Source organism: Streptomyces sp. NBC_01446, assembly GCF_026340095.1.
GTDB lineage: Bacteria > Actinomycetota > Actinomycetes > Streptomycetales > Streptomycetaceae > Streptomyces > Streptomyces aureus.
The window spans coordinates 1021479-1041301 of the sequence record NZ_JAPEPO010000001.1 but is presented as its reverse complement, the minus strand read 5'-3'; the positions used below and the strand labels follow the sequence as shown (position 1 = coordinate 1041301).

Below are 19823 nucleotides of genomic sequence, written 5' to 3'. Positions count from 1 at the left end.
CGGCTGTGACGGCCCGTGCGTTGCGGCTACTTGACGTCGATCGACTACGCGTCGATGAGTTCCCGGAACTTCGCGCCGTGCCAAACGAGCGGCTCGTTCTGGCCGACGCCGAGCTGTTTCACCTGGAGCAGGGCCATCCAGTGGTCGCCTGCCTCGGAAACCTCATGGATCGAGCACTCGAGCCACAGCGCTGCGTCTTCGATGAAGATGGCGCCTTCGTCGCCGACTTCGATCGCGACCTGCTCGAAGCGGGCAGCACGGTCCTTGCTTGCGAGCTTGCGCAGCAGATCGCCCTGGCCTTTGCCGAATATGGATACGCCGAGCGAGTCGGCAGCCTTGATCAGGCCCCATGTCTCAGAAGACTTCTGCACAGCGACCGCGACGAGGCACGGTTCGAGCGACGCGCCCACCATGAAAGACGACGCGACGAGCGCGTGCTTCGCGCCGCCGATGTCGACCGCGAGCACCGCCACGCCGGACGGGAACTGCGCGAACGCGTTTCGGACGATCATCGGGTCGTCGCTGGACGTGCGCACCTTGGACCGGGTCATAAGTCCTCCTCCTTTCGCGGGGCACATGCATGGACCCCACTGTCCGCCCCGTCGCTTGCTTGATCACGTCAATGTGACCGAGATGGGAACACTGCAACGCTCTGGGTGAGCCAGAGCTGAAGAAACTTCCGTTGTGATTACGGGTATTGCCGGCCCGTCGGCATCGCGCCGCGGGACACCAGCGTCATGGCGTGTTCGCCGCCCATTCCTGGCCCTGCTCCGGGGCCGACGGCAACTCGTCCGCCGATGTCGAGTGGGCCGGAGTAATCGTCAATTCGGCTTCGTCACGCCGACCGCGTGATGCGGAGACGTCGACGGGGAGCGCCGTGAATCTGCTGCGAAGAGGCAAGCGGACGTCATGCTTCGGCTGAGTCCGACGCGTCGTGCGAGCAGGCCGACGTCGATCCGTGCGCGCCCTGCGCGACGCTGCGCCTCAACAGCGTCCACAACGCGCAGAATTGCCCACCGAGGCGGCGGCCGACGCGCGGTCATCGCGCACCCGCTTCGGGTGAAGTTGATGTCGCCCACTTGCGGACGTCCTCAACATCTGTCGCCAGCTGCTCCACAAGATCCTCGACGTCACGAAACCGTCGCTGGGGGCGGAGGCGGGTCACGAGATGAACCGATATTTGCCGGTCGTACAGATCGATCTCCACGTCGAGAAGATGGGCTTCGAGGAGTCGTTGGCCGTGGCGGCCGTAGAAGGTGGTCCTCCGGCCGACGGAGACCGCAGCGGGCCAGTGTCGGCCGTCATCCTCCGTGACGACTACGGCGGACCAGACACCGTCCAGGTGAGCGCTGGTCTCCATGGTGAGGTTGGCGGTGGGAAATCCCAGCAATCGACCGCGGGCATCGCCGTGTTGGACGATGCCGGTGACAACCTGGTCTTGGGGCTGAACGCTTTCGATCGCGGACGGCCGGCTCGCGGCCAGGTACTGGGCACGGACCTGCCGAGTCATCTGCCGCACTGGGATCCTCCTCGCTGCGGTCAGGGGCCACATCAGTTCACGAGCCGCGTCGTCAGCAGTGTTCGCCGACGAGGTCGTTGTTGTCGTAGTCACGCTGGGCCTGCCGGCGACACCACCCGACTTCTTCGGGGCGCACTGGTCCTTGATGTGGATGCCAGCGATACCAGCCTTGATGAAGTCGGCCACCGTACGTTGCATATTGATCGGCGCCCCGAAACCGGTGTCGGCACCGCAGTAGATCGAGGTGTCTGCAGCGCACACCGTGCGCTTCGCGTGATGGACGACCTCGGGCGGGGTGAGCCACCCCGCATCCGAAATAGCCTGCCCCCAAGCCGACATCCCGCCCGCATCGCCGGATTCGGTTCGTCCCGTGACGGCGAGCCTGAACTGTTGAGGATCAGGGAATGCCATCTGCCTTCATTCCTTCATGAATGGTCGGACGTCAGGCGCGCAGACCCGCGTCGCGCATGAGCGGGAAGATCTGCTCGTTCATCCGGTCGAGACCCTCGTCGTAGTCGACGAGTCCGGTGCAGATGCCCGTGATGCCCGAGTCGTGCAGCTTCTGGAGCCCGTCGACGATCATCTCGGGTGTGCCGACGAGCGGAACGAGACCGGCCCGGAAGAACGTCCTGATGGTCTCGTCCTGCTTCGGGTCCTCGGACTTCTTGTAGTGATCCCAGCTCCACCCGCGGGCGTCGCCGTTCTGGATGATGTGCTTGTAGCGGAGGGCGCTCTCGTAATCGCCCTTCTCCTCGATGTACTCGAGGTACTCCTTGGCTTCCTTCTCCGTGTCCTTGCAGATGATGTGCACACCGGACCACAGGCCGAGGTCCTCACGCCCGGCCGCGTCGGCGTTCTCGCGCAGCTTGGGTGTCACCGACTGGCTGTGCTCGACGCTGCCGATCGCCGCGAACAAGATGTTGGCGTGCTTGAACGCGAACTGCTGGCCGGCAGGGCTGGATCCCGCGCTCATCACCATCGGCCCGGGCGTCTGAACAGGCTTGGGCCACGACTGGGCACCCTGGAGGTGGAAGAAGTCCCCGTCGAAGTCGAACTGGTAGTCGTCTTCGACTGCCCAGAGTCGCTCGACGATGGTCATCCACTCGTCGGCCAGCTCATAGCGCTTGTCGTGCTCGGGCACCTCGACACCGAACATGTGGTACTCGGGCTTGAAGTAGCCGGCTGTGGCGTTCAGGCCCATGCGGCCGCCGCTGATGTGGTCGACGGTGGCCATCATCTTCGCCGCCATCACCGGGTGGATGAAAGGAACGAGGCAGGTGGCGAAGATCTGCATGTTCTGCGTCGCCGCTGCCAGACCCGCTGCCCACGTGAACGTCTCGTACTGTCGGCCCCACGGGCGGTCGGGGCCCGAGAGTCCCTGCCAGCGGGCGATGGGGATGAACCCGTCGACACCGTACCGGTCGGCCTTCTGCGCGAGACCCTGGATCTCGCCCCAGTTGCCGAGCTTGATCGTGTTCTCGGCGAGGTTGAGACCGCCCTGGCCGGTCGTCACGTTCGCGCCGAAAACCGCGACCTTGAACCTGTTTGGGCCGCCAATCATGGGGCGCTGAGAACGTGCGACGGTGTGATCGGCCACGAAGTCGCGTGGTGCGATATTCTGCGTCATGGGTTTTCTCCATACTGTTGCGACTCTGGATACCGAAGGGCGTCCGGCCCATATCGGTTCCTGTAAATAGGAATTCGACTACTGCGGTCGCGAGCGGCGATGTCGACCCTGCCGCTAGGGGCGACTTCGAACGGTGGGAGTGCTCACCGATCTCCTGTGGTGTCGCTGCGTCGGCTTCTCTGCCCCGTTGATGAATGACGCTAAGAGCGCCAGCACCGGACCACCATGGCAAGGGACGCCATCAACGCAGGAAAACGCGCCAAGGTGTCACCACTTGCCGGTTGGTGGCGTGAGATGTAAGGCTTCTGGCGTTACTTCCGACGCCAGACGGTGCTCCTGTCGCCGCGGCGCCTCCGGAGCGGCACCCCATCGCCTCAACGAAGAGGAGAGAGAGATGGATTCTCCGACCGTTCCCCCCGGCATTCCAGCGAACATGCCATGCAGTGGAACGACATCCGTGTCAGCTTCGTCGGCCCCCCTTGGCCGGCCGGCTCCCCACCGCGGCGAAAGTGCCCAGCGATGAAGCTGAACTCGTACCAGAACCTGCGCGTGCCGAACTTCAGTGTGCACGCGCTGTGCCAGCTGCTCAAGGAAGCGGATCTCGACTGGCGAACCGCGCTCGCGAATGCCGAGATCGACCCCGGCGCGCTGAATCGACCGGGAAGCACCATTCCTGCAAAGAAGGAGCTGGCATTCCAGCTTCAGTTCGTCGCTCTCACAAGAGATCGCGTCGATCTTTGGGTGCGGGCAATGCGTGCTTACACGACGAGTACCTACGGCGTTCGCGGAATGGCCCTGGCGACCGCCCCGACCGTTGAGGCGTGGGTGGAAGTTGCCAGCGCAACTGACAATGCCCCTGGGCTCCTCGAAATCAGGCCTCTCCGAGCATCAGGTGGGGCAGTGGTGGGAATTGAATACGCCTATCCTGACGCCCCGGACGAGTTGATCCCGTTCAGCGTGTACCGTGATCTATTTGCCAGCACCCGATCACTCGCGTGGCTGTACGGAGACACCTTCCCTTTTACTCAGGTCGAAGTGCCTATCGCAGAAATATCGCCCGAGGCTTTGGCGTACGTTTCCTGCGAAATCGAATGTGGCGCAGAGGCGTTGCGGCTGCGGTGGAGCCCTGCTACATCGAAGGAGGAACTGCCCTTCGGTAACGCATTCCAGCACGAGGCATGGGTCAGAGCGGATACCCAGATCATCGACTCATTCAGGGCGACTGGCGACTGGCCCCACACTGTCGCGAAAGTCATAAGGGCCGCGCCCAATCTCTACCGCACATTGGCAAATGTGGCCGCGGCGCTGCAAGTCTCCCCACGTACCCTGCAACGCAAGCTTGAACTCACGGGCAAAGACTTCGGCCGGGTGCGAGACGAGACTTTGAGTGAACTGGCCTGCGATCTGCTCTCGAATACAGATCACTCCGTATCGGAAATATCCCGCAAGCTGGGCTATACGGATCCGGCCAGCTTCACCATGGCCTTCAAACGGTGGAGGGGGATGCCTCCGACGGCGTTCAGGGAGGCTTCTCGGTACAGCGCCAAGAATTCCTAACGGAAGTGGTTGGCCGTGTGACTGTTGGTGTGTCCGCTCGCTCGGCCCCCGGCAGCTTCTGCCGGGGGCCGACCATACTGAGACACCTCTGTGGGTACCGTTCGCGCGCGCAGGCGGCGAGGAGGATCGACCGTCCGGGGCCTCAGTGATCCCTACCTTGTTGATCGGGATGAGCGAGCCATTCGTAGGGTTGGCTCACCCAGGGGTGCCGGGTGTGGCTTTCAGTGGTCTGCCGTCTGTGGCTTCTTACGATTCGCCGCCCGACACCCCGCGACGACTCGGCTGCTGATTAGGAATTGCGATCCGATCGCTGAGTAGGGACTCGCCAGCGAGGTCGTCTGTGGTGCGGTAGACGAACGAGGTTGGAGCGCGCGTGACAGCGATTTGGGCCGGCATCGATGCCGGGAAGGCCCATCACCACTGCGTAGTGATCGACGAGACCGGCAAACGGCTCCTGTCGAGACGGGTGGCCAACGACGAGCCGGAACTCCTGCAGCTGCTGGCCGACGTGCTTGCGCTGAGCGATGAGGCCATCTGGGGAATCGACCTGGCCGACGGCGGGGCCGCCCTGCTGATCGACCTGTTGCTCGGCCACGGCCAGCACACGCTCTACATCCCCGGCATGGCCGTCAACCGGGCCTCCGAGGGCTACCGGGGTGCAGGCAAGACCGATGCCAAGGACGCGGCGATCATTGCCGACCAGGCCCGGGTTCGACGGGATCTTCATCCGCTGCGGCCCGGCGACGAACTGGTCGCCGAACTCAAGATCCTCACCGTTCGTCGGCGCGATCTCATCGAGGACCGCACTCGCGTGATCAACCGGCTGCGAGGCCACCTCACCAGCATCTTTCCAGCCCTGGAGCGGGCCTTGGACCTTACCAACTCGGGCCCGCTGGTCCTGCTCACCGGATATCAGACCCCAGCCGCCATCCGCAGGGCCGGCACCCGCCGACTGGAAACGTGGCTGCGTAACCGCAAAGTCAGAGGCGCCGACCAGCTCGCCCAGGCCGCCATGGCGGCCGCCGACAGCCAGTACACCAGCGTGACCGGCGAGAAGCCGACGGCCCAACTCGTCGACACGCTCGCGAAGGAGGTGAAGCGTCTCAATGAGCAGGTGGCCGGGGTCGACAAGCTCATCGAGGCCCGGTTTCGCGAGCACAAGCACGCTGAGGTGATCACGAGTATGCCCGGGATCGGTCCTCTCCTTGGCGCCGAGTTCGTAGTCGCCACGGGCGGAGACATGGCGCCCTTCGGCACACCTGACCGTCTCGCGGGGTTCGCCGGTGTCGCTCCGGCTCCTCGTGACTCGGGCAAGATCAGCGGCAATCTGCACCGGCCCAAGAGGTATAGCCGTGGTCTCCAACGCGTCTTCTATACCTCCGCGTTGGTCAGCATTCGCTGCTGTGACGAATCCAGGCGCTTCTATGACCGCAAGCGTGCCGAAGGCAAGCGACACACCCAGGCCGTCCTTGCCCTCGCCAGACGTCGCGTGAACGTCTTGTGGGCCTTGCTCCGTGACGGACGGTGCTACGAGGCGATACCGCCCGTCACGGCTGCAGCTTGACAACGAGATTAGGAATCGTAGGCAGCAACGATGCGGCCGACGACTCCGCCCTTGCGGAGGCGGTCCAGACCTTCCGGGATTTCGTGCGGTGCGATCCGGTTGATCGGCGGGTTGAGTGCTCCGCTGCGCATGAGTTCGTACAGCTCGGCCAGGTCCTGTTGGGTGCCCGAGAGGGAGCCGAAGATACGCAGCTGCTTGAAGATGAGGGCCTGGGTGTTCACCGTGGCCTGCAAGCGGCCGAGGCCGACTTGCACGAGCGTCCCGGACTTGCCCAGCGTCTCCATCGCTTGAGCGGTGGTAGTTCCGAAGCCCGCGTAGTCCACGATCAGCGGCAGATCCTTGTCGGCGAACTCGATGATCGACTCGGCGACGCCCGCCAGCCCGATCTCGGCGGCGAGCTCCCGTGAGGACGGGGAGATGTCGGCGGCGTAGACCTCGGCTCCCTTGAGGACGGCGACACGCGCGCCGATGTAGCCGAGCCCACCCAGGCCGATCACGCCGACCCGCATGCCCTTCTTCAGGCCGCCGACGGTGACCATGGCGTGGTACGAGGTGATGCCCGCGTCGGTCGCCATCGCGCCCAGCTCGAAGGAAAGCTCGTCGGGCAGGCGTACCAGGTTCGCCTTGGTGGCCCGGATCTTGGGGCCGTAGCCGCCGTCCCAGGCGCCATAGCCGATGGCGTCGCCGTCGGGCATCACGGGTGCCAGCCCGACGCGGTCGCCGACCTTCCAGTCCTCCGTTCCGGGGCCGACCTCGCTGATCACCCCGGCATTCTCGTGCCCGAACGTCATCGGAATGCGTGGGAACGACTTCATCCACTGTGGGTCGTCGAGCGCGCCGACATCCGAGTGGCACAGGCCGGCGGACTTGACGTCGACGACGACCTCGCCCGGCCCCGCGTGCGGGTCCGGTACCTCTTCCAGGGTCAGCGGCTGGCCGGTTCCGTGGAATCGCCATGACTTCATTGGTCTCACTTCTCCTTTGCTGCGGGAGACACGTACGGTCGGCGCATTGCTCCCACTTGCTGTCGCGGACGCGGGTCCTTGTGGTCCGATCACGCGGTTGCAGGGTCGAACACGACGACTCCGGGCTCGACAAGCCGCGCGTCGGTGTTGGTCAGGGTGCCGTACGGCTGAAGGCGGTCGCGGAACATGTCGTCGAAGGCCCGCTCGACGTCCTGCACGGTCCACGAGTCGCGCGTCAGCGGCCGGTCCAGGACCTGGGGATGGGTCATCAGGTGCAGCTCGCGCCCGTTCGCGAGGCGTACGACCTGACCGTTGACACCCTTGCTCAGGTCGGACAGCAAGTAGAGAACGACGGGCGCGTTCGTCGCGGGCGGCGGCGCGACCGCCTGCCCGCCGAAGTACTTCGTGTAAGCGGCCGTACCAGCGTCCATCATGGGCGTGGAGGCATGCGGGGCCATGGCATTGACCCGGATGTCCCCGCCCTGGCCGCCGAACTCGTCGAACTCGTTTGCCCAGGCGTACGTGAGCGAGGCGACCGCACCCTTGGCCGCCGCGTACGCGCTCATCATCCGCAGACCGACCTGCGCGCCCGAGGTTACGTTGACGATGGACCCGCTGCCCTGCATCGCGGCGAGCCCATGAACCGACATGAAGTAGGTCCCGTAGACGCCGATGTCGATGTGCCGGCGAATATCGGCCTCGGTTTCGGTGCCCGCGACCGCAGGATTCAGGTAACCGGCGTTGTTCACCAGGCCGTCGAGCTTGCCAAAGCGCTCCACAGCTGCTGCGACGAGCTTCTCGCAGCTGTCCCAGTCGGTGACGTCGGAGACGACCGCGAGCGCTTCGCCGCCCGCCTCGTTGATCGACGCGGCGACCGCCTCGACAGGCTCCGCGTTGATGTCCGAGACGACGACGCGCGCCCCCTCGGTGACGGCCGCACGCGCGTACGCCTCGCCGAGACCGCGGCCTGCGCCGGTTATGAGGACGTGCTTGCCCTGGAGGACTCCCGTGCTGGGCATGGTTCAAACTCCCTTGTCTGAGCTGGTCTGGTCTGGGTGTCATGTCGCTCGGGCCGGTGCGGCCGGAGGGCATCGGTCACCACCGTGTCGGTGTAGGCGTGGTTGCAGCAGAGCTACTCGACCTTGTCTGTCAGCCACACAGCGACCGCGGTTCCTCGCTTGTCGCGGCCGGCGCTGCCTGCGTTTGTGCTGTCCCAGGTCAACTGCTTGGCGATGATGGGCAGGGTCTCCCAACGGCCCTTGCTGTACTCGAGGCCGCCCCCGACGACGACGGACGTCGCGTCGGAGTCGAGCACGCCGTGGGGAGCCTCGAACGCCGCGCCGTACTGCTCCTCCGGCGGGGGTCTGCGCGGGTCGCACCTGCTGGGCGCATCCCTGCGTCCCGACCGTCGAGCTCAGTCATGTTCGGGCCTCTCAGACCAGCAGCAGCATCGGGTTTTCGATCCGCTCGACGAACGCCGTGAGCCACTGTGCGGCGAGCGCGCCGTCGATCACGCGGTGGTCGGCCGAGAGCGTCACTGTCATCACCGTGCCCACGGCCAGCTCTCCGTCGTCCACGACGGGCACTTGTCGGACCGCGCCGACCGCTAGGATCCCCACCTGCGGCGGGTTGATGATCGCGGAGAACTCCTGGCTTCCGTACATGCCGAGGTTCGACACGGAGAAGGAGCAGCCCTCGAGCTCGTGCTGCCTGAGGCGCCCGGCCCGGGCGCGCTCGGCGAGGTCCCGCACGGTGAGCGCTATCTCGCTGACGGCCAGCCGGTCCACGTTGCGTACGACGGGGGTGACGAGCCCGCCCTCGATCGCGACGGCCACCGCGACGTCGACCGTGAGGTGGCGGTACAGGACGGTCTCGCCCCAGGTGGCGTTCGCCTCCGGGATCGCACGCAGGACTCCCGCGACGGCCTTGAGTACGAAGTCGTTGACCGACACCTTGACGTCGGCGACCGCGTTGACCTGCTTGCGCAGGGCAAGCAGCTCGTCGACCCGTGCGTCCGCGACGAGGTAGAAGTGCGGCACCGAGGTCTTGCTCTCAGTGAGACGGCGGGCGATCGCGCGCCGCATGGAGGTCAGCGGGACCTCCTCCACGCCGTCCGGGGCGGAGGCGCCAGAGGCCGGCGCCGCAGGTGCGGCGGGTGCCGGTGCCGGGACGGGCGACGCAGTCGCTGCAGGCTCGGTGCCGGACGCCGCCGGGGACATGGGAACATCGCGTCCCTCGCGGACCGCGCCCTCGATGTCACGGCGCACGATACGGCCGTTCGGCCCCGTCCCCGTGACCGTGGCGAGGTCGATGTCGTGCTCCTTCGCCAGCCTGCGCACGAGCGGGCTGGTGAAGCGTCGGCCAGAGGGCTCGGCCGGCCCACGGGCGGCGGAGCAGGACTGGGGCACGGCGCTCAAGGCCTCGGTCGAGGGGGCGGCAGGGGCAGTGGCTGCGGGGGAGGAGGTGGCCGGTGTCGCCCCGCCGGGCACCCCCTCCACGGCCTCGCCCGGCGCGCCGACCGCGACGATCGGGTCTCCGACCGTGACGGTGGCGCCCTCGTCGGCGAAGAGGTGCAGTACGGTCCCCTCGACCTCGGAGGCGTACTCGACGACCGCTTTGTCGGTCTCGATCTCGGCGAGGGTTGTGCCGATGGCGATCTCCTGGCCGAGTGCGACCAGCCAGGTGGTGATCGCGGCCTCGGTGGTGTCGGCGAGCACCTCGGGCATGCGCACGATAGTGGCCATCAGGCACCCCCCATCCCGGCGCGGACCTGCCCGATTCCCGCGACGACCTCTTCGGTGCGGGCTATGGCGGCGCGCTCGAGCACCTTGGAGATGCTGGGGCTGGCCTCCGAGCCGGTGACCCGCTGGACGGGCTGGTCGAGCCAGTCGAACAGGCGGCGGTGGAGTTCGTCGGCGAGCCACCCGCCGTACGAGGTGCCCTTGGCACCTTGCTCGACGATCAGCACGGCGTTGGTCTTCCGCACCGACGTCTCGATGGTCTCCCAGTCGACTGAGGCGCGGTCGAGCCAGCGCAGGTCGACAACGTCGGCGTCGAGACCGGTCTCCTCGACCGACTCCAGGACGTGGTGGACCATCGATAGGTAGCTGATGATCGTGACGTCGGAGCCCTCGTGCCGCAGTGCGGCCTTGCCGAACGGCAGTTGGTAGTCAAGGTTTTCGGGGATCTCGTCGGCCCGGGCGTACAGGTCGACGTGCTCGATCACGAGCACCGGGTCCTCCAGAGCTAGTGCGGCGTTCATCAGGCCGACGTAGTCGGCGGCCGTCGACGGTGCGACGATCCGCCAGCCGGGGCTGGTCGCGAAGACGCCTGCGGGGTCCATGAGGTGCTGGGAGCCGTACCCGGAGCCCATCGCGACCTTGGTGCGCAGCACGAGCGGCACGGGGTTGACGCCGCCGAACATGTGGCGGGCCTTGCCGATCTGGTTGAAAACCTGGTCGGCGGCGACCCACATGAAGTCGGGGTACATGAACTCGACCACGGGACGGAAACGACCGTCGAGGGCAAGGCCGCCCCCGAGTCCGACGAAGGCGTTCTCGCTGATCGGGGTGGGGAGGACGCGCTCGGGGAAGCGCTCGGCCAGGCCTTTGGTGGCTCCGTTGGTGCCACCACCGAGGCGGTGCACGTCCTCGCCCATGACGACGATCCGGTCGTCCTGCTCCATGCGGCGGCCCATCACGGCCGAGACGGCGTCGATGAACTTGCCGCGCTTGCCGACGACCGGAGTGGTCGCCGGGTCGAGCGTGCGCGCGCCGTCCAGCTCGCTGGTGTCACCACGCAGACCCACGTCGACGAACCCCGGCTCGGGCCACAGCTCGGGGCGGATGCGCCGCTTGCCGTCGGCATCGGGGTCGGCCTCGAGCAGCTGTGCGGTGACTTCGCGCATCGCCTGCCGTGCCTGATCGCGCACCGAGTCGACCTGGGCCTGGCTCACTAGGCCCAGGCCTTGCATCTCCGTGGCGACGCGCAGCAGCGGGTCGCGCTCGCGCCACGCCGCCTCCTCTTCCTTGGTGCGGTAGCCGAAGGCGCTGCCGGGATAGGGCCCGTTCTGGTGGAGGAAGCGGTACACCTGGGCCTCGATGACAGCCGGGCCCTCGCCTGCACGCATCCGTTCGGCGGCCTCGGTCGTCGCGAGGTGCACGGCGAGGGGGTCCATGCCGTCGACGCGCCAGCCCGGCACGCCGAACCCTTGGCCGCGCACCGACAGGCGGGGGTCGGCGGTGATCTCGGAGACGTGCGTGGAGACGCCGTAGAGATTGTTCTCGATGAAGAACCCGGTGGGGAGTTTCCACACGGCCGCGAGGTTCATGCTCTCGAGCACGGAGCCAATCTGGCCGGCTCCGTCGCCGAAGTAGTTGATCGTCAGGTCGGTGGTTCCCGCATGCTTCTGCGCCCACGCGTTGCCGGTGGCCATTGGGGCGCCGCCGCCCACGATCGCGTTGGTGCCGAGCGCCCCTGCCTCGAACCACTGCAGGTGCATCGACCCACCGCGCCCACGGCAGTACCCCTGCGCGAGACCGAGGATCTCGGCGAGTGTCTTCTGCAGGACGTCACGGATCTCGGGCGTGACGAGGGTGGTGAGGTCGGAGCGGACACCGCCCACGTGGGTCAGCGCCTTCGCGAGGAACTGGTGGTGCCCGCGGTGGGACCCGTTGACGGCGTCCGTCGAGCGCAGGCCGATGATCGAGCCGACCGCTCCGCCCTCCTGGCCGATGCTCGAGTGGGCAGGCCCGTGGACGAGCCCCTCGCCGGCGAGCTCGAGCACGGTCTCCTCGAAGGAGCGGATCAGGTGCAGCTGGGCCAGCACGCCCGCGAGGAGCGCGGGGTCGGCACGCTTCCAGTCCGCGGGGGTGGTACTCAGCTCGACCCACGGGGTCTGCGTGTCCAGTTGCCGATGCTTCGGCATGGTCGTCCCTTCAGCGCACGCCGGCGTGCGCGTCGTCCTCGTGGAAGTGGTGTGGGGTGCGGGATGGAAGAAGCGCCGGTGTCAGGCGGCGGTCTGGATCATCTCGTCGCGCTGGTAGTGGTCGAGCAGCTCGGCGCCGTTGGCGGTGATCACGACGAGGTTCTCGAGCCGGACGCCGCCCACGCGGTGCTGCCCTTCGATGCCCTCGATCGCGATGACCATGCCTTCCTTGATCTCCTCGGGGTGGTCGAAGGACCACTCACGGGTGATCACCGGCGGGTTGTAGTGGATGGCGCGCGAACCGGCGTTGACCAGGCCGACCCCGTGTCCGAGCTCAAGGCTGAAGCACTCGGTCTCCGACCCGAAGCCCAGCTCCTCGGCGGGGGCGAGCACGGCCGCGACGTCCGCGGTGCTCGCGCCGGGACGCATCAGGGAGATCGCGTGGTCGAGGCGGTCGGTGAGCTTCGTGTACGACGAGCTCTCCATCGCGGTCGGCGCGCGGCCGACAATGAACTGGCGGTACAGACACGCGGTGTAGCCCATGTAGGACGTCCCGCAGGTCAACAGGTAGGCGAGGTCGCCGTATTCGACGATGCGGTCGCCGCCGCTGATCCCCCGCGGGAAGGACAGCGGGCCCGACAGCAGGCGGGCCGCGCCGGCCTCGGCGCCCGCGTCCTCGATGGCGCGCCGGGCTGCGGTCGCGAGCTGCGCCTGGCGGACGCCGGGGCGCAGGTTCGCACGGACCGTCTCGTAGCCGGCGGTCGCCAGGCTGGCGGCCATGGAGATACAGGCGATCTCGTCGGCCGTTTTGACGGTCCCGCACTCGAGCAGCAGTGGCAGGCCGGGGACCGTGTCGATGCCTGCGGCGTGGAGAGCACGCATCCCCGCCTCGTCGATCTCGCTCACGGCGAGCTGCTCGCCCGTGAGGGACCGCTCGGCGAGCTCGTCACGGATCTGCGCGGCGAAAGCGGCGGACAGTTCCGTGATCGCCGAAGCAGGGGCCACGCCGCCCAGCCAGGAGATGGCCGGACGCCACTCGGACACCCACGGCGTCTGGTCGGGCATCTGCTGCAGGGAGCCCGCGGGGGAGAACACGACCGGGTCGCCCTCGGCGAAGAACAGGGCGTATCCGGTCTGCAGCTGGAATTCACCCCAGTGGAATCCCGTGAGGTAGCGGACGTTGTCGGCGCCGGCCAGCAGAAGCGTGGGCACACCCTTCGCGCGCATGAGCGCGCGCATCCGGTCTGCGCGCTCGCGGCGCATCCGGTCGATGTCCACGCCGACGTGGAGCTCGGAGCGGGCAGGGCCGAAGTGCAGTTTCTGGTGGTGTCGAGGGGGCATTGGGTGCCTTTCTTCGCGTACTGGGACCGCGGGGCGGGAAGGCGGGCTCAGGCGCCGCTGAGCGTGTGCCGGGTCCGGTCGAACGGGACGACCCGCTCGAGCCCGCCGTCGCGGACCTTCTCGACCCACGCGGGGTCTGCGATCAGGGCACGGCCGAGGGCGACCACGTCGAACTCGCCGGCGTCGAACTGCTCGGCGAGCAGCTCCAGGCGTTCCTCGAGCGACTCGCGGATCACGACGGGGACCTTCTCGGCAGCGGCCCCGGCGCCGCGGAACTCGGTGTCGACCCCGACGGACCCGACGGTGATGACGTGCGCCCCGGTGAGGCGCTTCGCCCACCCGGCCAGGCTGAGCGTCGGGTCGTCCTCGGGGAACTCGGGCAGCCAGTGGCGCCGGGTGGAGGCGTGGAGGACGTCCACCCCGGCATCGACCAGCGGCACGAGGAGGCTCTCGAGGTCGTGGGGAGTCTCGGCGATGCGTTCCGTGTAGTGGTCGGCCTTCCACTGCGAGAAGCGGAAGACGATCGCGAGGTCGTCGCCCACGGCGCCCCGCACGGCCTTCACGATCTCGGTCGGCAGGACGGTGCGGTTGCCGTAGCGGTCCTCGCGCTGGTTCGTGCGGTGCCAGAGGAACTCGTCGAGCAAGTAGCCGTGCGCACCGTGCAGTTCGACGCCGTCGAATCCGATCCGGCGGGCGAGCGCGGCCGCCTCTGCGAAGCTCGCGACGACCGCGTCGATTTCGGCGGTCGTCAGGGGCTCGCCGAGCGGTCTCCCGTCGAGATCGAGGCCGGACGGCGACTGCGGTGGCACCCCCGGGTTGAGCGGGGAGGCGGTGCCACGCAGCGCCCCCACGTGCCACAGCTGCGGGACGATCGCCGAACCCTCGGCGTGCACGGCATCGACGACCTTCCGCCAGCCGTCGGCCGCGGGATCGGTGAGGTGCGGCACCGTCACTTTGTGCCCCGACGCCTCCCCGCCGACGTAGGTGCCCTCGGTGATGATCAGCGCCACTCCGCCCGCAGCACGGGCCCGGTAGTGCTCGGCGTTCTCGGCCACGGGTATCCCGGTAGGCGACATTTCGCGGGTCATCGGGGCGAGCGCGAACCGGTTGCGCAGGTGCAGCGACCTGACGTCCAGCGGCGAGTGCAGCGCGTCCAAGAGACCGCGGGTGGGCGCGCCCATCACTCGCCGCCCGCCTGGATCTGCTCCCATCGGACGGTGGACGGGTGGACGACCAGCGGTGTCACCGTGATGTCGAGGTACTGGAAGAGCGGCAGGCCGCTGATCAGTGTGTGCAGCTCGTCGTTGTCCTCGACGTCCCAGACCGCGAGCGTGGCGTATGCCCCGGCCTTGCGCCAGACGTGCAGCTGCTTGCCGGAGCGCCGGGCCTCCATCCCGTAGTTGCTCTCGGCCTGCGTCAGTGCCTCCCACGCGTCGGCGTCGAGCGTCTCGGGCTTGCGGACTTGAATGTCCACCAGGAAGAGCATGACTGTTCTCCTCTCTCAGGCGGGCTGGACCACCGGCGTACCGGTGATCGCGGCCAGCGCCTTTGCGACTGTGGCGGGGGTGTCGTCGGTGACACGGGCCAGGACGTGGCCGTCCGGGCGGACGAGTACGGCGCCGTCGGCATGGATCCCGTAGGTGGCCAGCGCCCCTGGGGGCAGGGCGACGGACGTGGCGGGCACACCGTGGTCGGCCGCTGCACGGATCGCCTCGTCCGCGGCGCGTGCTCCGGTGGCGGCGAAGACCGTCACCCCTGCGCCGAGCACGTCGAGGGCCGAAGTGGTCCGGGCCTCGTCGAGCCACACGTGCGGGGCCCGCTCGCCGGGGGCGGCGCTCGGGGTGTACGTGCTGACCGGCCACGGGCCGTGGGGCTGGCCCGGCTCCAGGACGACCGCCCCCTGGTAGTAGCGGTAGCCGATGTCCAGGCCCAGGTGGTGGAAGTTCTCGGTGCGGAATGTGCGTGGTCCGTCGTGCTCGGCCCCCACATGCGACCGGAAGTTCAGGACCGCCTCCTCGCGGTCGAACAGCGCGACCGGGCGCCGCTCCGGGCCGTAGGTGTCGAGCAGCGCTGGGCTGGCCCAGCCCCGTAGGACGGCGGCGAGCTTCCAGGCGAGGTTGTGGACGTCCTGGATGCCGGCGTTCTGGTTGAACCCGCCGTAAGGAGGCAAGACGTGCGTCGCATCGCCCGCGAGGAAGACCCGGCCCTTCTGATAGTCGCTCGCCACCCAGGCGCCGACATCCCACGTGCGACAGTCGATGATTTCGACGTCCAGGTCGGGATCCCCGGTGGCCAGGCGGAGTTGCTCCTGCCAGTCGACCTGGTCGACCGGCAGACGGTCGAGGATCGGAGGTCGGCCGAGCATCGCCACGCGTCCTTCGGTGTCGACCGGTGCGAACACCACGGTGCCGACGGTGTCCGGGTTGTCGATGTAGATGAAGGCGGACTCGCTGTCCGTGCGCGACCTGATGAGATCGGAGCGGAACAGCACACTCACGGACTGCTGCAGTGAGGGCTCGCCGTCACGCTCGATGCCGAGCTGCTCCCGGATTCCGCTCTGCGCACCGTCGGCGCCGATCACGTAGGCCGCCTCGACCGTCGCGGTGCTGCCGTCCAGCCGGGAGCGCAGCTCGAGCCGCACACCGTCCTCGATCTCGGTCACCGACAGGACCTCTGTCGACAGGCGGACGTCGACGGGAGGCCGCAGCGCGGCCTCGCGCAGGACCGGCTCCAGGATGTCCTGCGAGCACAAGAACACCTCGAGAGGGAGTGGGGAGAGGTCGTTCTCGCCTCCGTCGGGGACGACCGAGGACTCGACGACGTCACTCCAGGGGGAGACAACGTCCTTGCCGAGAAAGCGCACGGGAGGAGTTGCGAGCCCGGCGGCGCGCACCCGCTCCTCGATGCCCCATGAACGGAAGATCTCCATGGTGCGGACGTTCACGGCGCGGGACTTCGGGTGGAGCGCGGGCTCGGCATGCTTGTCGATCACCATGACGCTGATGCCCCGGCGGGCCAGGTCGATCGTCGCGGTCAGCCCGACGGGCCCGGCGCCGACCACCGCAACATCGATGCGGGTCATAAAAGTGTCCTAACGCGAAATCGCCGTCACATTTTGAGAGTTGAGCCGTTGGATGGGTTCACCAGTCGGCGTCGTAGATCGGGTCGTCCGGATACAGGCCACCGAAGACCGAGGTGGACGGGATCTTGAACAGCTCGGTGTAGTCCGCCTCCGGTCCCAGGCGCTGCGCCCAGTCCCACACGCAGGTGCGCGACAGCACCTTCCACACGCCCTGGCGGTGCTCGCAGAGGTCCCGGTAGCGCCCGCAGAGCACGTCCGAGGGGCCGCCGTCCGGGCGCACCCGCACGTAGATGAACGCCGTCTCCCGCCGCGCGCGATCGCCGTCCAGGTCGACCAGCATGTTCGTCACGTAGTGGTTGGCCCGGTGGCCGAGCTGCTCCTGGAGCTCCATCGTCCAGTCGCAGAAGTCGTGTGAGGTGCCCACGAACATGCCGTGGTTCTCGGTCGACTCGGGCCAGTAGGTCGACTTCATGAGATCGAGCTCCTTGCGGTCCATGCCGCGGCAGTAGCGCGCCATGTTCTCCGAGAGTTCCTGCTTGGCGAGCAGGGTGCGCAGTCGCTCCCGCTCGGTGCCCGTCAGGGGGCCTGTGGCGCTCGTCGATGGTGTGTCGGCCATCTTCGATGCCTCCTTGCGTGAGTGCTTTCGGGGCGGCCCGGGGCCAGGATTGGCCCCGGGCCGGGCAGCCAGGTGGCGAGCGATCTCCGGGGACGGGGCTGCATCGGGAAGGCCGTCGGCACCTTCGGGAACAGCGGGAGGACCATCCTCAGGACGTCGTACGGCCTCGGGGGGACCGGCAGGAACATGCCGGCAGCGGCTCGGCGATCACGCCGTCGTGTCCTGGCAGGGGCGGCTCAGGCCGACTCCTCCACCTTCGTGGGCTGCCAGCCCGTGCCGATGGCGACGAGGCCCTCGGTCATCATGCCGTGGCTGACGCCTTGGAGCATGACCTTCTTGAGCTCGGCGAGCATGAGCATGCGCGTGCTGCGCAAGGTCAGTTGGGGCTGCTTGACGATCTGGCGGGCCAGCTCGTATGCGCGCGTCACCACCTGGTCCTTGGGGACGACCTCGTTGACGGCACCCCACTCGAGGGCCTTCTGCGCGTCGATCTCCGTGCCGGTGAGAAGCATGTAACGGGCGCGGTTGAGGCCGATCACGGCCGGCCAGATGACCTGCATGCCGTCACCGGGGACGACGCCCACCGAGAAGTGCGGGTGGTCGCCGAACACGGTGTCCTCCGACGCGATCGAGATGTCACACAGCAGCGCCTGCTCACTGTGGACGCGTGCGGGGCCGTTGATCGCCGCGATCATGGGCACCTCGATCTCGAGGTGGTCGAGCACGAGACGCTTCGCGTCGGCATGGAGCTTGATCCAGATCTCAGGGGTGACCCAGCCCTTGTCCGGGATCGGGACCTCCCGGTCGATGAAGGTCTCGCCCCCGCCGGTGAGGATGACGGCCTTGTTCTCCGGGTCCTTGCCGATGTCGCCCCAGACCGACGACAGGTTGTCGTGGACGTCCGTGCCCCAGTAGACCTCGGCACCGTCGGTGTGGATCGTGACGAGGAGGATGCCGTCCTCGTCACGATCCAGCTTGAGGTGCTTGTACTTGTCCTTGTAGTCGGCGAAGCGAGTCACAGTCATGGTGTCTTCTCCTTGAAGGTGGGGTGGGGTCCTGCTCTGGGGTGGAGGTTCAGACGACGTCGAGGTGCAGCGCCGGGGCCCGCTCAAGCACGGAGAAGCCCGCGCGGGGCCCGTCCTCGAGACGTGGGAAGTCCGACGCGGCGACGGTCAGCGACAGGCGCGTTCCCCGGTCGAGTCGCACGGCGGTCGGCCCGAGATCCACGCTGACCGTCTCGCCCTGCCTGGCGCTGGCGGTGGTGCGACTGGAGCCCTCGGCCAGCAGCACCGACTCGCCGTCCTGGTTGGTCGTCGACAGCTTGACGACGACCGCAGTGGGCGCATCGCTCGCCACGGCGAGCGTGCAGGTGATGCCCCCGAGGACGTCGGTGTCCTCGGGCAACGGGTCGGAGACGAGCGCGACGACGTCGTCGCGCTCGCTCAGGGGTCCTTGGGGGCGGGGGCCGGCGTTCGCGGCGACCTTGTACCCGGGGAAGAACGTGCGCCCGCCGATCGTCGGGACGGGCTCGGCCGACACGAGAGCGTGCGGGGAACCGTCCACGCGCAGCGGGACCTCGACCGGCCGGGCCTCTTGCGGAGGCCAGGTCGAGAAGGACCGCCACTCATTGGCACCCATGACGAACGCGGTGACGGGGTCGGCGGGCGCCGGGCCGCCGTCACGCAGCGTCTCGAACCAACCGAGCTGGAGCCCGGTCGGGTCGAGCGCGTCGAACGACGCCGCCGGACCGTAGGTGTGTCCGGGGAACCAGCCACCCATCACGCCGTGCGCCCAGGGACCGACGAGCAGCCGGTCGTGCGGCTGCCGGGTGCCGGCGGCATCGCGGCGGGTGTAACTGGCGACGGATCCTGGTCCGAAGATGTCGAACCACCCGGAGATCACAAGCACGGGCAGGCGGACGCGCCCGGCCGCCTCGGGGTCCACGATCTCCCCGCTCCGGTCCCGCCAGTCCGGTAGGTAGGGGGCGAGGTCGCCCGCGGCCTTGATGAGGTCATCGAATGTGCGGCAGCTGCCATCCGTCACGCCCTGGACGAGGGCGGCGGCGCGGGCGCGGTCCTCGGGGGAGAGGTCCTTACTGCTGGCCGCGAGCACGGACACCCAGTGCGCGAGGAATCCGAACGTCAGGTTCTGCTCCTCGTGCGTCCAGCCCGTGGTGACGTCGTCCGCCGTGCTGCCCGGCACGATGCCCAGGAGTCCCTTGGGTGCGCGGGTGGCGGCCAGCCACTGGGTGATGCCCACGTACGAGCCGCCGACCATGCCGACGTGCCCGTCGGACCACGGCTGTTCGCGGACCCACGCGATTGTGTCGGTTCCGTCGTCGGCCTCGTGTGCGAAGGGGACGAAGGTGCCGCCGCTGCGAAACCGGCCGCGTACGTCCTGGACGACGACGGCCCACCCGCTCTCGGCGGCGCGCAGCACGTTGATCCAGGTGTTGGCGTGTGCGGGATCGTCCTTGCTGTAGGGGGTGCGGATCAGCACGGTGGAGCGGGGTTCCGCCCCCTCGGGCCGGTAGACGTCGGCCGCGAGGACCGTGCCGTCGCGCATGGTGACGGGGACGTGCTTGTCGACGACGAGACTCATGACCACCTCCTCGTGGTGTCTCTG

General features: G+C 67.9%; 17 protein-coding genes. 2 read left to right on the top strand and 15 right to left on the bottom strand.

The window, feature by feature from the left end; translation table 11 throughout:
- Positions 1-44: 44 nt before the first annotated feature.
- The 3 genes from OG456_RS04730 to OG456_RS04720 form a co-directional block, all read right to left on the bottom strand.
- The gene (locus OG456_RS04730; protein WP_266557494.1) at positions 45-551 is read right to left on the bottom strand and encodes a flavin reductase family protein; all 507 of its coding nucleotides are present in this window, start codon (positions 549-551) and stop codon (positions 45-47) included.
- A gap of 488 nt (positions 552-1039) precedes the next feature.
- Positions 1040-1930: a riboflavin kinase gene (locus OG456_RS04725; protein WP_266557492.1), complete on the bottom strand. Its 891-nt coding sequence runs from the start codon at positions 1928-1930 to the stop codon at positions 1040-1042.
- A 31-nt stretch (positions 1931-1961) separates the two neighbouring features.
- Entirely contained in the window at positions 1962-3146 is a 1185-nt protein-coding gene (locus OG456_RS04720; protein ID WP_266557490.1) for an LLM class flavin-dependent oxidoreductase, read from the bottom strand.
- 519 nt (positions 3147-3665) lie between these two features.
- Between OG456_RS04720 and OG456_RS04715 the strand changes: the two genes are divergently transcribed.
- On the top strand, positions 3666-4703 hold the full coding sequence (locus OG456_RS04715; RefSeq protein WP_266557488.1) for an AraC family transcriptional regulator: 1038 nt from the start codon (positions 3666-3668) through the stop codon (positions 4701-4703).
- 373 nt (positions 4704-5076) lie between these two features.
- Complete coding sequence (locus tag OG456_RS04710; RefSeq protein WP_266557486.1) at positions 5077-6267, top strand: IS110 family transposase; 1191 nt, start codon at positions 5077-5079, stop codon at positions 6265-6267.
- An 8-nt stretch (positions 6268-6275) separates the two neighbouring features.
- On the opposite strand, the gene OG456_RS04705 is transcribed toward OG456_RS04710, so the two are convergent.
- The 12 genes from OG456_RS04705 to OG456_RS04650 form a co-directional block, all read right to left on the bottom strand.
- Complete coding sequence (locus OG456_RS04705; protein ID WP_266557484.1) at positions 6276-7232, bottom strand: zinc-binding dehydrogenase; 957 nt, start codon at positions 7230-7232, stop codon at positions 6276-6278.
- Positions 7233-7321: 89 nt separating this feature from the next.
- Positions 7322-8251: an SDR family NAD(P)-dependent oxidoreductase gene (locus tag OG456_RS04700; RefSeq protein ID WP_266557482.1), complete on the bottom strand. Its 930-nt coding sequence runs from the start codon at positions 8249-8251 to the stop codon at positions 7322-7324.
- Positions 8252-8364: 113 nt separating this feature from the next.
- Positions 8365-8547, bottom strand: coding sequence for a hypothetical protein (locus OG456_RS04695; protein WP_266557480.1), 183 nt, complete (start codon positions 8545-8547; stop codon positions 8365-8367).
- A gap of 118 nt (positions 8548-8665) precedes the next feature.
- A complete protein-coding gene (locus OG456_RS04690) occupies positions 8666-9976 on the bottom strand; it encodes a dihydrolipoamide acetyltransferase family protein (protein WP_266557478.1) in 1311 nt (436 codons plus the stop codon).
- Positions 9976-12159: a thiamine pyrophosphate-dependent enzyme gene (locus OG456_RS04685; RefSeq protein WP_266557476.1), complete on the bottom strand. Its 2184-nt coding sequence runs from the start codon at positions 12157-12159 to the stop codon at positions 9976-9978. The genes OG456_RS04690 and OG456_RS04685 overlap by 1 nt, the downstream gene beginning before the upstream one ends.
- Positions 12160-12240: 81 nt before the next feature.
- Positions 12241-13500, bottom strand: coding sequence for a Xaa-Pro peptidase family protein (locus OG456_RS04680; RefSeq protein ID WP_266557474.1), 1260 nt, complete (start codon positions 13498-13500; stop codon positions 12241-12243).
- A 47-nt stretch (positions 13501-13547) separates the two neighbouring features.
- Complete coding sequence (locus OG456_RS04675) at positions 13548-14681, bottom strand: 12-oxophytodienoate reductase (protein ID WP_266557472.1); 1134 nt, start codon at positions 14679-14681, stop codon at positions 13548-13550.
- Positions 14681-14986, bottom strand: coding sequence for a muconolactone Delta-isomerase family protein (locus OG456_RS04670; RefSeq protein ID WP_266557470.1), 306 nt, complete (start codon positions 14984-14986; stop codon positions 14681-14683). Before OG456_RS04670 ends, OG456_RS04675 begins: the two co-directional genes overlap by 1 nt.
- 15 nt (positions 14987-15001) lie before the next feature.
- Positions 15002-16582 (bottom strand): FAD-dependent oxidoreductase, encoded by a 1581-nt coding sequence (locus OG456_RS04665; RefSeq protein ID WP_266557468.1) that lies wholly within the window; start codon positions 16580-16582, stop codon positions 15002-15004.
- Between the two features lie 58 nt (positions 16583-16640).
- Entirely contained in the window at positions 16641-17198 is a 558-nt protein-coding gene (locus OG456_RS04660; RefSeq protein WP_266557466.1) for a nuclear transport factor 2 family protein, read from the bottom strand.
- A gap of 236 nt (positions 17199-17434) precedes the next feature.
- Positions 17435-18223 (bottom strand): enoyl-CoA hydratase/isomerase family protein, encoded by a 789-nt coding sequence (locus tag OG456_RS04655; protein WP_266557464.1) that lies wholly within the window; start codon positions 18221-18223, stop codon positions 17435-17437.
- Positions 18224-18272: 49 nt separating this feature from the next.
- A complete protein-coding gene (locus tag OG456_RS04650; protein ID WP_266557462.1) occupies positions 18273-19799 on the bottom strand; it encodes a CocE/NonD family hydrolase in 1527 nt (508 codons plus the stop codon).
- Positions 19800-19823: the final 24 nt, after the last annotated feature.

What these genes read in the sequence shown, in the direction of transcription:
- OG456_RS04670 (WP_266557470.1), bottom strand. Translation starts at nt 14,986, where the DNA reads ATGCTCTTCCTGGTGGACATTCAAGTCCGCAAGCCCGAGACGCTCGAC.
- OG456_RS04725 (WP_266557492.1), bottom strand. Translation starts at nt 1,930, where the DNA reads ATGGCATTCCCTGATCCTCAACAGTTCAGGCTCGCCGTCACGGGACGA.
- OG456_RS04690 (WP_266557478.1), bottom strand. Translation starts at nt 9,976, where the DNA reads ATGGCCACTATCGTGCGCATGCCCGAGGTGCTCGCCGACACCACCGAG.
- OG456_RS04720 (WP_266557490.1), bottom strand. Translation starts at nt 3,146, where the DNA reads ATGACGCAGAATATCGCACCACGCGACTTCGTGGCCGATCACACCGTC.
- OG456_RS04675 (WP_266557472.1), bottom strand. Translation starts at nt 14,681, where the DNA reads ATGGGCGCGCCCACCCGCGGTCTCTTGGACGCGCTGCACTCGCCGCTG.
- OG456_RS04680 (WP_266557474.1), bottom strand. Translation starts at nt 13,500, where the DNA reads ATGCCCCCTCGACACCACCAGAAACTGCACTTCGGCCCTGCCCGCTCC.
- OG456_RS04700 (WP_266557482.1), bottom strand. Translation starts at nt 8,251, where the DNA reads ATGCCCAGCACGGGAGTCCTCCAGGGCAAGCACGTCCTCATAACCGGC.
- OG456_RS04660 (WP_266557466.1), bottom strand. Translation starts at nt 17,198, where the DNA reads ATGGCCGACACACCATCGACGAGCGCCACAGGCCCCCTGACGGGCACC.
- OG456_RS04665 (WP_266557468.1), bottom strand. Translation starts at nt 16,582, where the DNA reads ATGACCCGCATCGATGTTGCGGTGGTCGGCGCCGGGCCCGTCGGGCTG.
- OG456_RS04650 (WP_266557462.1), bottom strand. Translation starts at nt 19,799, where the DNA reads ATGAGTCTCGTCGTCGACAAGCACGTCCCCGTCACCATGCGCGACGGC.
- OG456_RS04730 (WP_266557494.1), bottom strand. Translation starts at nt 551, where the DNA reads ATGACCCGGTCCAAGGTGCGCACGTCCAGCGACGACCCGATGATCGTC.
- OG456_RS04705 (WP_266557484.1), bottom strand. Translation starts at nt 7,232, where the DNA reads ATGAAGTCATGGCGATTCCACGGAACCGGCCAGCCGCTGACCCTGGAA.
- OG456_RS04655 (WP_266557464.1), bottom strand. Translation starts at nt 18,223, where the DNA reads ATGACTGTGACTCGCTTCGCCGACTACAAGGACAAGTACAAGCACCTC.
- OG456_RS04715 (WP_266557488.1), top strand. Translation starts at nt 3,666, where the DNA reads ATGAAGCTGAACTCGTACCAGAACCTGCGCGTGCCGAACTTCAGTGTG.
- OG456_RS04685 (WP_266557476.1), bottom strand. Translation starts at nt 12,159, where the DNA reads ATGCCGAAGCATCGGCAACTGGACACGCAGACCCCGTGGGTCGAGCTG.